At 39.5% G+C, this 14289-nt stretch carries 13 protein-coding genes; 12 read left to right on the top strand and 1 reads right to left on the bottom strand.

Annotation, left to right across the window (positions count from 1 at the left end; genetic code table 11):
• Nucleotides 1–21: 21 nt before the first annotated feature.
• The 4 genes from rlmD to MKY83_RS03955 all read left to right on the top strand — a co-directional run bounded on the left by rlmD (nucleotide 22) and on the right by MKY83_RS03955 (nucleotide 4630).
• Nucleotides 22–1407: a 23S rRNA (uracil(1939)-C(5))-methyltransferase RlmD gene (gene rlmD, locus MKY83_RS03940; RefSeq protein ID WP_268455084.1), complete on the top strand. Its 1386-nt coding sequence runs from the start codon at nucleotides 22–24 to the stop codon at nucleotides 1405–1407.
• 152 nt (nucleotides 1408–1559) lie between these two features.
• Nucleotides 1560–2126, top strand: a complete 567-nt coding sequence (locus MKY83_RS03945) for a TetR/AcrR family transcriptional regulator (protein ID WP_342488178.1) — start codon at nucleotides 1560–1562, stop codon at nucleotides 2124–2126.
• Nucleotides 2127–2182: 56 nt separating this feature from the next.
• Nucleotides 2183–4042 (top strand): alpha/beta fold hydrolase, encoded by a 1860-nt coding sequence (locus MKY83_RS03950; RefSeq protein WP_342488179.1) that lies wholly within the window; start codon nucleotides 2183–2185, stop codon nucleotides 4040–4042.
• 174 nt (nucleotides 4043–4216) lie between these two features.
• Nucleotides 4217–4630 (top strand): DUF6508 domain-containing protein, encoded by a 414-nt coding sequence (locus tag MKY83_RS03955; RefSeq protein WP_113768286.1) that lies wholly within the window; start codon nucleotides 4217–4219, stop codon nucleotides 4628–4630.
• 29 nt (nucleotides 4631–4659) lie between these two features.
• On the opposite strand, the gene MKY83_RS03960 is transcribed toward MKY83_RS03955, so the two are convergent.
• Nucleotides 4660–5544: a LysR family transcriptional regulator gene (locus tag MKY83_RS03960; protein ID WP_342488180.1), complete on the bottom strand. Its 885-nt coding sequence runs from the start codon at nucleotides 5542–5544 to the stop codon at nucleotides 4660–4662.
• A 111-nt stretch (nucleotides 5545–5655) separates the two neighbouring features.
• On the opposite strand from MKY83_RS03960, the gene MKY83_RS03965 reads away from it, so the two are divergent.
• The 8 genes from MKY83_RS03965 (at nucleotide 5656) to MKY83_RS04000 (ending at nucleotide 14281) form a co-directional block, all read left to right on the top strand.
• Nucleotides 5656–6045, top strand: a complete 390-nt coding sequence (locus tag MKY83_RS03965) for a tautomerase family protein (protein ID WP_113768288.1) — start codon at nucleotides 5656–5658, stop codon at nucleotides 6043–6045.
• Nucleotides 6046–6071: 26 nt separating this feature from the next.
• Nucleotides 6072–6395, top strand: coding sequence for a carboxymuconolactone decarboxylase family protein (locus MKY83_RS03970; RefSeq protein WP_113768289.1), 324 nt, complete (start codon nucleotides 6072–6074; stop codon nucleotides 6393–6395).
• Between the two features lie 138 nt (nucleotides 6396–6533).
• Nucleotides 6534–7361: a MerR family transcriptional regulator gene (locus MKY83_RS03975; protein ID WP_106067571.1), complete on the top strand. Its 828-nt coding sequence runs from the start codon at nucleotides 6534–6536 to the stop codon at nucleotides 7359–7361.
• 26 nt (nucleotides 7362–7387) lie between these two features.
• On the top strand, nucleotides 7388–8575 hold the full coding sequence (locus tag MKY83_RS03980) for an MFS transporter (RefSeq protein ID WP_278178247.1): 1188 nt from the start codon (nucleotides 7388–7390) through the stop codon (nucleotides 8573–8575).
• Nucleotides 8576–8712: 137 nt separating this feature from the next.
• Nucleotides 8713–9543 carry a DNA alkylation repair protein gene (locus MKY83_RS03985; protein WP_342488181.1) on the top strand — a complete coding sequence of 277 codons (831 nt, stop codon included), beginning with the start codon at nucleotides 8713–8715 and terminating at the stop codon, nucleotides 9541–9543.
• Between the two features lie 280 nt (nucleotides 9544–9823).
• Nucleotides 9824–11008 carry a DUF1835 domain-containing protein gene (locus MKY83_RS03990; RefSeq protein WP_342488182.1) on the top strand — a complete coding sequence of 395 codons (1185 nt, stop codon included), beginning with the start codon at nucleotides 9824–9826 and terminating at the stop codon, nucleotides 11006–11008.
• A 609-nt stretch (nucleotides 11009–11617) separates the two neighbouring features.
• Nucleotides 11618–13549 (top strand): threonine--tRNA ligase, encoded by a 1932-nt coding sequence (thrS, locus tag MKY83_RS03995; RefSeq protein ID WP_185108737.1) that lies wholly within the window; start codon nucleotides 11618–11620, stop codon nucleotides 13547–13549.
• A gap of 165 nt (nucleotides 13550–13714) precedes the next feature.
• The gene (locus MKY83_RS04000; protein ID WP_106067567.1) at nucleotides 13715–14281 is read left to right on the top strand and encodes a hypothetical protein; all 567 of its coding nucleotides are present in this window, start codon (nucleotides 13715–13717) and stop codon (nucleotides 14279–14281) included.
• Nucleotides 14282–14289 lie beyond the last annotated feature (8 nt).

Raw genomic sequence — 14289 nt, forward strand, 5'->3', positions numbered from 1 at the left:
AGATAGAACGGAGAGAATGAAGTGAAGGAAAAACAGCAAGGTGCCCTTTTGCAAAAGGGACAGCAGTTTCCGCTTACCATTAAACGCCTTGGCATTAATGGTGAAGGGGTCGGTTATTTTAAAAAGCAAGTGGTCTTTGTCCCAGGTGCGCTTCCAGGCGAAGAAGTGGTTGTGGAAGCAACGAATGTCCAAGCAAAATATGCAGAAGGTACGGTTAGAAAAGTTAGAAAGCGCTCCGAGCATCGAGTGAAACCGCCATGCCCAGTATACGAAGAGTGCGGCGGATGTCAGCTTCAGCATTTGGCGTATGAGCAGCAGCTAAAGGAAAAACGTGATATTGTCATTCAATCAATGGAACGACACACGAAGCTATCGGTCGAAACGCTGGATATTCGACCAACGATCGGTATGGAAGATCCATGGCACTACCGGAATAAAAGTCAGTTCCAAGTAGGGCGTTCTCATAGCGGCGACATCATTGCTGGGCTTTACGGACTGAACTCTCATAAGCTTGTACCGATCAAGGAATGTATCGTGCAGCACCCGAAAACGAACAAAACAACGGGCGTTGTCCGCAAAATTTTAGAGAAATTCGGTGTATCGGTCTACAATGAACGGACAAAAAAAGGTGACGTGCGGTCGATTGTTGTTCGAGTTGGCTTTGAAACAGGTGAAGTACAAGTCGTTCTTGTCACATCAAAACCTGAATTTCCAAAGAAAAAAGAAATTGCCGAAGCCATTCAAAAACGTCTGCCAGAAGTGACATCCATTATGCACAACATCAATGGTGAAAAAACGTCGGTCATCTTTGGTCATAAGACATCTCACCTAGCTGGCAACATGGTCATTCAAGAATTTTTAGGAGACGTCTCCTTTGAACTGAGTGCACGTGCTTTCTTCCAATTGAATCCGAAGCAAACGCTAAAGCTTTACGACGAAGCGAAAAAAGCGGCAAAACTGACTGGCAAAGAAAAAATTGTCGATGCGTATTGCGGCGTTGGAACGATTGGGATGTGGCTTTCAGATGGCGCCAAAGAAGTACGAGGAATGGATGTCATCAAAGAATCAATTGATGATGCCAAGAAAAATGCCAAAAAACACGGCATGAAAAACGCGACCTATGTAACCGGAACAGCCGAACACTGGCTGCCAAAATGGGTCAAAGAAGGCTTCCGTCCTGACGTCATCGTCGTGGACCCGCCAAGAACAGGCTGCGAAAGCACCTTCTTAGACACGGTCAAACAAATCAAACCAAAACGTCTTGTCTACGTCTCTTGCAACCCGTCAACACTAGCAAAAGACCTCGAATATATGTCAAAAGACTACAAGATCGAATACATGCAGCCAGTCGATATGTTCCCGCACACGGCACATGTGGAGACTGTTGTATCGCTCGTGAAAAAATAGACTTTAATAAAAGCTCGAAAATCAATATAAGATTTTCGAGCTTTTTTGTTTTGCGGGCATTTCTTTCATCAGACTTTTTTCTAAATGAACATCAACACTTGCAATGTTTAAATTAGTACTATATAGTTCTAATTATGAAAAAAGTAAAATTAATGAATCAAAAACGTGTGCTTGAAGTAGCTGCAACTTTATTTTTAGAAAAAGGATTTGCTTATACAAGCATGGATGAATTAGTACGTGTAAGCAAAGTGTCAAAGTCTAATGTGTATTATCACTTTTCTAATAAGGAAGAATTATTAGAAGGGGTCGTTGATTATTGGATTGACATGTATCAATCTGCAATTGATGACGTACTATCTCAAAACCAATTTTTAGTTGAAGAACGTATCCAACTGTTTTTAAAGCAATTATCACAAGGAGTTCAATCGAGAGATTATAAAGGAAGCTGTCCATTTATTACTCTTTATATTCAAAGTCCTACACAGGCCACACAAATAAAAGAAAAAATAGGTTTGTTTTTTACAGGATTACAAAAGAAGGTTTCTCTATTACTGAAACAAGGAGTAGAGAATGGAGAATTCAGAACGACGATTCATATTGATGAGGTTGCATCACTGTTTATTACCAATCTTGAAGGCGCGTTATTTATTTCAGAAACATTGAAGGATGCCACTGTCATCACAAAAACAGCCGATCATATTTTTAACTTGCTTCGATAAAGAAGCTTTTTTTTACATTAAATTAGTACTGATTAGTACTAAAGAGGGGATTTTATATGAGAACAGTATTATTAATTGGTGGAACGGGCTTTATTGGAAAGGAGTTAGTGAAAGAATTAGCCAATGAGGATGTGAACATTCTTCTTTTAGTGAGGTCGAAAAGTAAAGCAACACGCACTTTTCAAGAAAGAGGCATCTTAAAAGAGACAGTGATGCACTTTGTTGAAGGTGATTTGACGAAAGTAGATTTGGGTCTAAGTACTGAAGATAAGGAGAAGGTGTTGAAAACGGATGTGATCATTCACGCAGGAGGCCCCATGGATATTCAAGCGACAAGTAAAAAGGCAGCTTCCGTCTTTTTAAATGGCGCCAAACATATGAGTGAGTTAGCAAAAAGTATTCATCAATTGAAGGGCTTGCAGCAATTTATTCATGTTGTCGGTTATATGAGTCCCTTTGATGATCAAAATAGCAAGATTACAATTGATGTGTTTAAAGAAGGAAACAGCTATTTGAAAATAAAAAATCCATATGAGAGAACAAAATTTTTAGCAGATCTTTATATTCGTCAACAGGCATCAGCAGTAGGTTATCCGCTTTCTGTCATTAATCCGCCAACTGTAGTCGGTAGTAGTCAAACGGGGAGTACAGAGCAAATCGCAGGATTAGGTTTGCTTGTGAAGAGTATGCGAAGGGGGCTCATGCCGGTGATTCCTGGAGGTAAGGACTATAGGTTGCCACTTATTTCAAACGATGAGTTTGCAAGGTTTATTGTGCAGGTTTTCAGATTGGAGCAGCCAGCTATTCAAACATATACGCTTGTCGAAGACTGGCAGCACGATCAGAACATTGGTGAATTATTAAGTATGATGTCAGAAAGTATGAATATGAGGACACCAAAAATCTCTGTCCCAATGCCACTGATGAAAGCTATGATGAATAGTGGCGTAAGTAAAATAACAAACATTCCTTCTGATGGACTGAACTTTATGACAAAACGAACATTTTCAAATGTTGCAGTAAAAAAAATAATGGGAGAAGATTGGTTTCAGAAGACGAGTGTCATGAAATTTTTCCCTGCTGTAGTAGCTGATCTGGATTATCGAATGATGAATCCAAACGGTAAGGATGATCATTTATTTAAACGAACATTATGTGATAACACGACCCTTTACCAATTACAAGGAGAGGGTAAACCGTTTATTTTACTACATGGTTTATTAAGTGATGGAGAGGATTTATTCCCTTTAGCACAAGAGCTTCATGAAAAAACGGGTCAACCTGTATGGATCTTGGATCTTCCAGGTTTGGGACGTTCTCCTTTTAAACGAGAGAAACATCTTCTAGATATCTATTTGAATGTCGTGAAAAAGGTATTGGAGAAAGCGACGAATGGTGCACATTTAATCGGCCATTCATTCGGTGCGTATATTCTTCTGGAGGCATTGGTACAAGAGTACATCGATAAGAAGTATTCAATCACTTTACTTCAGCCACCTGTTGATAAGAAATATGCTAAATCGCTAAATGTCCCACAATTGATGAACAAATGGACATTGAAATGGGCAACGACTATTATGATAGAGCGTTATTTATTAAGTAATGGTTTGTTTGAAAATACGGAGAGCATCCCTGAACATTATATTGAAAAAGTCAGAAATAGTTTTACGTCTCCTAGAATATTAAATACGACGGTTCAGCTTAACAGCTTACTACAGAAAACCGATCAAGGTGATTTCAATGAGGTCACAAAGGATAATCTCCATGTTATTTGGGGGGATTATGACAAAGGCTATTCTGCCCCATCGCATCTTGGTCAGGTTGATTTTGTTCCATATGGTCATCATTTCCCACTTAGCCATCCGAGTGAAACAGCAGCATTGGTCATAAAGCAGATGAGAGTATGGGATAAATAAAAGGTTTGAGGTAGACCATCTACTCAAAACGAAAAATGAGATGTTTATGACAAGTAAGCACAATTTTTCGTTCTGGGGGTAGACCAGTTTGGCTAAAAAATTTCACTAGTAGAATACTTGATGAATTCGCGAGAAACAAAGTAAACCATATAATTAGAATAGAGGAGGATGAGAATGAGTCAATTCAAGATGTTGACTAAATACATACCGATGCTTCAAGAAGATCATATTGGAGAATGGGTGATCGATCAAGAAAATGATGGAACAGCGGAACATCCAATTCAAATGCCTTTTGTGAAATATTCCGAAACGGTCCGTCACTTTATCGAAGATGTCTATAACTTTGCGGAACAACATCAAGAGCTGGAGCTTACCCGCTACAGAGAGATCCTCAAAGAAAATGGCATTGAAGGTGGACCGAACGATATGGAAAATGTGGACATCTCTAGTTTAAATGCGCAGTGTGTGCTTGCTCTCATCATGGGAGTGGTGAGAGCTGAGCGGTTTTGCGATGGTACCATATTCAATTCCTTTAAAAGTGGAGCCATCTTAAAATGGCTTGAAAGATTGAAAAATCTAGATGTATGAAATCTAGGTTTTTTGTTTCTGAAACGAGATCACGAGAATGTGAATTGCTCCGCTTCTTGACGAAATAGATCAAGCAGCAGCTGCTTGGTCTTTTCCAGAGAAAGATGGGGTTCCTTATGAGTTAAGATTCCTATCGAGATAAAAGGGTCCTCCATTTCAATTGGAACTTGCACAAACTCGTCTGACAATGGGATAGAGGAAAGGACGACTCCGACAGAGGGGAATTCCTTTAGAAATGATGGAATTGCTAAAATCTGGCTGATGGTATAAGTGAACGGCTCCACATTTATTCTTGAGAGTTCCTTTTGTAACTTCATGTGATATAAACAGCTTTCCCCGCCTATGATCAAAGGCTGTTGATAAAGATCCTTGATCAATGAAATCGTTCCAACTTGATCTGCCTGCTGTTTTGCGATAATAAATGACATTTCCTCCTTGTACAACTCCTCAAACGCAAGTGTATTCATCACTGGTTCCCCTGCAATGGCAAAATCAATCTCACCCTTGAGCAGAAGCTTGTGAAGAAAGTCTGTATTACCGATGATAAAGTGGCATGTGATATTCGGTTTATGTCTCCTGAATATTTGAAGGACGGAAGGCAGAATAGTGGCAGCAATTGGTTCTATGACGCCTATATTCAAGGTTCCGATTTCTTCTTTTTGGAGTTTTTGTGATTGTTCTAATACAAAGTGCCAATGGAGTATCAACTGATCAATCTCTTTGGCAAACAATTGTCCTGAAGGGGTTAATTCAGCCTCCCATCCTCTTACAAACAATTGAAATCCTAACTCCTTTTCTAATCGTTTGATCTGATTCGTTATGGTCGACTGTGCATAATTCAATTTTTGAGCGGCTTTTGAGAATGTCCCTTCCTGAATCACGGCTTGAAATGCTTTTAACTCTTTTAAGTCCATTTCTAATAATCTCCATTCGATATATGAATATAATTTTATATATTATTCAATTATATAAAATGAGTATTGGGATGTAAAATGAAGTAAGACAGAAAAAAGGAGATGACATTCATGCCATTTGTAAAAGTCAGTTATATGGAAAAGGCGTACGATCAAGAAAGCTTAGCTTCTGTTAGCCAAACGATCATGAAGGCTCTGATGAAAGAATTTCAAGTTCCTAAAAAAGACTACTTTCAGGTGTTCAGTTCACATAAGAAAGAAGAATTTTTTTATGATCCCCATTATCTTCTTCGTCATGAGAGGGATCATCGTCTTTTATATATCCAAATTACATGTGGTTCAGGAAGAAACGAGGAACAGAAGCAGTCTTTATATAAGGAAGTAGCTGACCAGTTGTATTGCCAGCTCAATATACGTAAAGAAAATGTATTCATTATGCTGATTGAGACAGGCTTGGAGAATTGGTCCTTTGGAGAAGGGCTTGCGCAGATGATCAAGTAACGGAACGAATGAAAGGGGAAATAGCTATGCATCAACCAATCAAGCCAACTGTAAAATTCACTCTCGGAGATTTTGCTCCAGCATTTGTTGAGTATTCAGAAAAAGTTCTCTTTGGAGATTTGTGGAGGAGAGAGGAACTTTCTCTAAGAGATCGCAGTCTAATTACAGTCTCAGCCTTAGTAAGTGCGGGCAGCCTGAATCAGCTGGAATATCATTTACATCTTGCCAAAGAAAATGGTGTAACGAAGAACGAATTGATTGAACTCATCACCCATCTTAGTTTTTATAGCGGATGGCCTAAAGCAGCTTCAGCACTAGAAGCGGCTAAACATATTTTGGAGGACGAATAAAGTTCATCAAACAATGAGCCCTATTTGAGATAGGGCTTTTTATATGCGGTAAATTTTATTTTAAAATCTTCTGTTGACCTTCCCCTTAACTGAAGGGTTTATACTTTGATCAGATCAACAAAACGGAGGAGATGCAGGATGTTCAAGATCGGCGATTTTTCTATGTTAAGTAAAGTGCCTGTTAAAACGTTAAGATATTATGACCAAATTGATTTATTAAAGCCTAAGCAGATTGATCAAGATTCAGGATACCGTTATTACTCAGCTGAACAGCTGCTTGAGGTCAACCGAATTTTTCTGTACAAGGAATTGGGCTTTACGTTAAAGCAAATGGCTCAGCTTCTTCGTGAAGATATCTCAGTAGAGCAAATTCAGGGCATGTTTCTGCTGAAAGAAAGTGAAATTCAGCAATTGATCGAGAGAGAACAACAGAAATTAGCGCGTATTAAGGAGCGGATGCACCTCATCAAACGAGAGGGATGTGTTGAAAAAGAACAGGAGGTCATCATCAAATCCGTTGAAAGCAAACGCATCATGTCTTTTCAATCCAACGGATCTGTTGACGAAATTCCTTCATTCTTTCAAATGTTTCATCATTTATTACTTAAACATCAACAAGAATCGATCTCTGGACCACAAGTAGTGCTATGGAGGGAATCATTCGAAAAAGAAAGTGAGTTCGAGTTTGAGGTGGGGTATTCCGTCAAAGCGTTAAGGGGCACTCTTCCTCAAGGAATCAAGATACGTACGTTACCCGCTGAAGAAACCATGGCGACACTATTATTTCATTCACATTCTCCATCCGCACAAACAGCTTGTATTGACCTGGCGACATGGATCGAAAATAATGGATACCGCGTGAAAGAAGACCAGCCGGGCCGAGAGATTTATTACCCATTGTCTGAAAATGAAGAAGGCAGACTCATTGAAATTCAAATTCCTATTATAGATGAAATCAAATCGTAAACATTGCCCAAAGGAGAAACGTCACGATGAAAAATAAAACCGTTGTCTATTTACTTGCATTAGCAGCCTTTTTAATCGGAACAATCGAATATATCATTACAGGCATTATCCAGATGGTCGCAGATGATTTACATGTCACGACGTCTGCCGCTGGATTATTGGTCACGTCTTTAGCGCTCTCAGCGGCAATCGGCGCACCGATTGTCATTGCACTGACCATCAATATAGACCGCAGAAAAATACTGTCATGGATGCTGATTATTTTTATTTTAAGTAATTTCATCACAAGTGTCAGCCATTCGTTTGAAATGGTGATGATGACAAGGATTTTACAAGGAATCAGTGGGGGAACGGCTATTGTGGTGGCAATGGCTGTTGCGACTCGTCTTGTAGAACGTGAAAAAAGAGGAACTGCTATTGGTATCATTTTAATGGGACTCAGCAGCTCCTTGGTTTTAGGCGTTCCAATCGGGACATTTTTAAGCAGTATGATCGGATGGAAAGCATTATTCGCAGCCATTGGATTGATCACGCTTATTCCGCTGATTGTTGTGTATAGGCGGATTCCCTCTATGAAAGAACAAGAACCGGTGACGCTTCGTATGCAGTTATCGATTTTAAAAGATAAGCGAATATTACTCGCGGTGGCAGTGACGCTATTCTATGTAGGTGGATATTCCACGTTATTTACCTATTTAACGCCCTTCCTGCAAGCATCAGCAAACCTTAGCATCACAGAAATCAGTGGTATTTTGTTACTAGCAGGAATATGCAGCTTTTTGGGTTCCAGCCTTGGAGGGATGGCGGCAGATAAAAAAGGCCCAATATTCACGATTTTCTCAGGAATCATTTTGCAAATCATCATGCTCTTGCTGCTATCATTTGTCACAGGTAATCTCGTGGTCATGGTAGCTGTCATCATGATATGGATGATCGCTACATGGAGCACATCACCAGCTCAGCAGTTATATCTTGTCACACTTGTACCAAAATCTCCTGATATCGCCTTAAGTGTCAATACATCATTTATTCAATTCGGATTTGCCTTAGGCTCTGGTGTAGGAGGGATTGTGCTAAGCGAAACATCTATATTAAACCTAAGCTGGATCAGTGCTGGCACTGTTTTTCTCGCTTTACTCATGACCATTCTAATGGTAGCGTTTGATCGGTTTTCTCAGCGTAAGAGTTTGAAGATGATCGAGCAAGGAAGCTAACTTACATTCAATTTTGTATGGAAGGAACTACTTATTTCGGGTAGTTCCTTTTTGATTTGAAGAATGCACCAGTGAAGTTGTTTATTTGCTACAATAGGAGTCAATATCCAATCCGCTAGACAAGGAGAGAATACAGAATGCCAATAAGTGAGGAAATGATCAATCGAAAAGGCGCTCGAAAGGGGACTGATATCCCTCATGACGTCTTGACCCTTTTGAATCAGGGAGAGATCGAAAGTGTGAATTTAACTGAATGGCTGGCTGTCAATCATATGACGCTAATACAGCATGTTTTGCCGTCCGTTGGTTTAGAGCATCGTTTAGACGATGTATCATCTGAGATCACTAAACAAAAAGCTGAATCAGGAATGAAAGCCATTCGGCTCATTGGTCAATTGTTAGATGACGTGCTATATGAAGAGAATGAAGAAAAACAAACGGAAGTGCTACAGGTATTTGCTCACCATGTATCTGATAGCGTTCGCTGTTGGGCTGCTTATATGAACAAACAGAGTTTATCAACACTGGAAGAGAAACTTGCGTACATACAGCCATTTGCAGCTGATCATCATTTTGGTGTTCGAGAAATTGCATGGATGTCAGTGAGAGAAAGTCTAAGTCTTCAGCTCGATCAAAGTATAGAGCATTTAACAGAATGGGCAAAAAGCGAGGATGAAAATCTTCGCCGGTTCTCTTTAGAGGCAATCCGTCCGAGAGGGGTATGGACAAAGCATATTGAGTTATTAAAACAGGAGCCAGAGAGGGCACTGCCTATTCTAAATTTACTCAAATCCGATCCATCTACATATGTTCAAGATTCTGTAGGAAACTGGCTCAATGACGCGAGTAAAACACAGCCCAATTGGGTCGTGAGCCTTTGTGAACAGTGGTCAAAGGATTCTGATACAAAAGCGACTAGCAGAATTGTTAAGAAAGCCAAGAGAACGATTGTGAAGGGAAATCTGTGAATAAGGGCTTGAACTGAAATTCCTTTTTTAAGAATATTTACATAAACAAATCAATCAGAAAGAAAGCCTCAAGAGCGGGGTGTACGCAAATGGCCCCACTTCGAGGGGCTTTTCGTTTTTCGTAAAAGTCTAGCTTCCGCGGTTCTGCCTTTATCACTTATGTAAAGATCTCTGATCATCTCATTGTCATACTTTTGAATGAAATTGACTCAATAGAATTGACGAGGGAACCATGAATAGGTGAAGATGAAGTAAACTGTAATATAAAGGGAGACGACTGATGATACATATCGTATTTGGGGCAGCAGCTGCCGGTAGTTTAAAACAAGCATTCTGCGAAATGAAGCAAGATCAAGTAAATGATATTATCGCTTTTCATGACATTTATTCGATTGGACCCCTTCTGCATTTGCATGAACATGAAGGACAGGAGAAACGTATAGAGTGGCTACGTAACGTGATATCAAATGAATTTGGCCATTTTGACGACATGGTCACCGATCAGCATAGAATGCTTCAGCAAATAAAAGATATAAAAGATGGTACGAGTATCTTCATCTGGACAGGCAGTAATGCACATGAGCAAATTGGCTTACGATATGCCATCTATTTATTAAAAGAGAAAAACATTGAATTGTCTCTCATCAATACAACGACTGCATTTGATCAACTGTTCAATACAAATACAAGAAGAATGGATATTCGGCATGTCGGTGAAATCACAACTGAAAAATTGAAAGTTTTGTACAAAAGTAAAGAGCATATGCACTCAGTAACAAAAGAAGAAAGAGCGCAATTACTCATCGAATGGCTTTCATTTGCTAAAGAAAATCATACGCTGCGAATATGGCAAAAAGGACAAACGATCAGCGTACCAGAAGATGAATTTGATGCTTATTTAGTGAAAATGGCTAAGCGGGTTCATCAGTCCGAGCCAGAAGAGGATTACATCAAAACTCCACGCTTAATTGGGGAAGTCATCGGTTATTTAGAACAGTATATCGGTGATGATTTTATCGAGTATCGGCTAAAGACATTAATTGATCAAGGGATTTTTGACATGATAGGAAGGCGCACCTCTATGCGTTATTACTCAATTAAACTGACAGAATTCGGTCAGAACTTCAAAAAGTGGGTGTGCTGTCGAGAGTATGAGGATCATCCTTTTGTGAAAATTGAAGGAGATTATGGATATGAACCTTTTCATTGTGGGCATTGTCAATGTCATTTAGAAAAAGACGATGTACCAATAAGTGATACACTTTTCTCGAAAATCTGGAATTGGAACATACAGTATGGCCGCTGGTTTGACGAAGAGACAGATGAATTGGTACTAAATGGTGCAGACATGGAAAAGAAATTCAATCAAGAAGGAGAGCGTATCACTGAAGAAGTGAAACGAGCCTTATCCCCTGCGTTTCAAATTGAATACAGCCCAAGTGAATACACGCAATATTTCATTTAAAGAATGAATTTCAATTGCGATGCAAAAAATAAAGCTTTACATGATCCATCATCTTCATGTAAGATATGGAGAAATTAAAAGCGAAGAAAAGGACATGAGCCATTTTTACTGGTTACCAGAGAGGGAAGTCACGCTGAAATCTTCCTAACACAGAAAAGTGTCTTACCACCTTTGAGCTGTATTGGGGAAATCATAGTATCCAATATCGTCTACGCCACGTTACGGCACCAGAGCCATAAAGCGAATACGCGTTATGGGAATTTGGGTGGAACCACGGATTACACATTCGTCCCTCTATGAGGGATGGGTGTGTTTTTTTGTTCACTCAACTATCATCATTGCTTTGAAAAGGACATGAGCCGCTTTTATCGGTTACCAGAGAGGGAAGTCACGCTGAAATCTTCCTAACGCAGAAAAGTTGTCTTACCACCTTTGAGCTGTATTGGGGAAAATTGAAGTATCCAATACCGACTATGCCACGTTACGGCACCAGAGCCATAAAGCGAATATGCGTTATGGGAATTTGGGTGGAACCACGGATTACACATTCGTCCCTTTATGAGGGATGGGTGTGTTTTTTTATTTCAAAAAATGAAAGGTGTGTCAGTCATGAGAGAAAAAATGGTGAAGATTCTATTTCCAGATGGAAAGATCAAGGAGTTCTCTGCAGGTACGACTGTCGCAGATATTGCCTCCTATATTAGCCCAAGCTTAAGGAAGAAAGCAGTGGCAGGAAAGATCAATGAACAAATGGTCGATGTCAGTCATCAGCTGGAAAGTGATGCTCGGCTGTCTATTGTCACACTCGATTCAAAAGAAGGCCTTGAAGTGCTGCGCCATACATCTGCACACGTATTAGCCCAAGCTGTGAAAAGGTTATACGACAATGTCACACTTGGAATCGGGCCTGTTATCGAAAATGGATTTTACTATGACATGAAGCTGAATCAAACATTAAGTGTAGAGGATTTGGCTGCTATTGAAAAAGAAATGGAAAACATCATAAACGAGAATCATCATATCCAAAGAAAGGAGATTTCCTACAAAGAAGCTGAATCGATGTTTGCGCATGATCCATATAAGCTGGATATTTTAAAACGTCTCCCATCTGGAGAAGCCATCACAGTGTATCAGCAGGGTGAATTTATCGACTTATGCCGCGGGCCTCATTTACCTTCTACTGGGTTCGTAAAGTCATTTAAGCTAACACGTGTTGCAGGGGCTTATTGGCGGGGTGATAGTCATCAAGATGTATTGCAGCGAGTGTATGGTGTCGCATTTCAACATCCAAAACAACTAGCTAATTATCTTCATTTCATAGAAGAAGCAAACAAACGTGATCACCGGAAATTAGGGAAACAATTATCTCTGTTCATGTTTTCAGAAGAAGCGCCAGGTATGCCGTTTTATTTACCAAAAGGTCAGCTTGTGAGAAATGAATTAATGGCTTTTTCAAGAGAAGTACGAAGCAAAGCGCAATATGAAGAAGTGAGCACACCGTTTATGATGAACCAAGAGCTATGGGAAAAGTCAGGGCACTGGGATCATTATCATGAAAATATGTATTTTTCAGAAGTAGATCATACAAGCTTTGCTTTAAAACCGATGAATTGTCCAGGACATATGCTCATGTTTAAAAATAACTTATATTCATATAGAGACCTCCCGATCAGAATGGCTGAGTTTGGTCAGGTGCATCGTCATGAATTTAGCGGAGCATTAAATGGATTGTTCAGGGTCAGGACATTTTGCCAAGATGATGCCCATATTTTTTTGAGAGAAGATCAAATTGAAGCTGAAATCAAACGGATTTTCCAATTAGTTGATCATGTGTATCGGACATTTGGTTTTGAGTACTCTGTGGAACTATCCACTCGTCCAGAAAAAGCGCTAGGGGATGATGCCATTTGGGATATTTCTGAATCAGCGCTAAAGAATGTGCTTGATCGGCTAAAGGTCGATTACCAGTTAAATGAAGGAGATGGGGCATTTTATGGCCCGAAGATCGATTTTCATATTAAAGATGCCTTGCAGCGGAGCCACCAGTGCGCCACAATCCAGCTGGATTTTCAAATGCCTGAGAAATTTGATTTAACATATATCAATGAAAAGAATGAAAAGGTACGGCCAGTTGTGATTCACAGTGCCATTTTCGGTTCTCTTGATCGCTTCCTTGGCATTCTCACCGAGCATTTTGCAGGCGCCTTCCCGTTATGGCTGGCACCAGTACAAGTACAAATCATCCCTGTCTCAAAGGTTCACCTCGACCACTGCCTTGAGGTGCAGCAGCAATTAAGAAAGATTGGAATCAGAGTCACAATCGATGAACGGGATGAAAAACTCGGCTATAAAATGAGAGAAGCACAAATGCAAAAAATCCCTTATATCGCTGTCATTGGCGATACAGAAATGCAAGAAAAAACACTGAATATCAGACAGCATGGAGAAAAGACATCTAGACAGCTGTCTATTGATGACTTTAAACATCTGGCAACTCAACAAATAAAAGACAGAACAGTTGCTCAAGAAATGATGTGCTGATTTCATGAAGAAGGATAAGACGTTCATTGAATGATGGGCGTCTTTTCATTTGCGAAAAAAGCCGAATTGACAATAGAAAGGGAAAATATTGAAACATTTTTTCGGGTAAAATCGTAATAAAGATAGAGCGTTCACAGAAGCCTTTGAAACGGAGAGGAGTATTGCATGGAACAAGCTGCACTAAAAAAGATGAGGACGAAACAAATAGCTGTCTCTAATTTAATAGCTGTTATCTTAATCATCGCTTTTTATATGTTGATTCAAATTGTTGAAATTCGATTTACACATTTCTTTCTTTGTTTAGGAATTTTAATGCTCCTTCAAAGCATTTATGGTTTTATTAAAAAAGGATCAACAAAGTCCTTTATTCCAATTTTCGAGCAGATAGCTATTTATGAAAGAGAAAAATTAGGGAAAGAGTGGGAGAAGGAACAGAGGATGGATAATGTTTGGAAACTGATAATGAGTGGGCTTATGTTCTTTCAGTCACTTAGCTTCCAAGATGTATCGAACCCATTCTTTGATATCCAACCTATGTTTCTACTTTTCTTATTGATTATGGCTCTAGCTCTTATTAATATAAGCATGCTTTTTCGCTTTAGAAAAATCGACCGATCGACTGTAGGTGAATTAACAGGCTACACAAAAGAGTCAAACATAATGGCAATAGCTTTAGGGTTCTTTACTGTAATCATCATCTTCATCTTTATCGTCATTTTTCTTCTTCCATAAAACATCAT

It is taken from the genome of Bacillus sp. FSL M8-0266, assembly GCF_038613425.1.
Classification (GTDB): Bacteria; Bacillota; Bacilli; order Bacillales; family Bacillaceae; genus Bacillus; species Bacillus pumilus.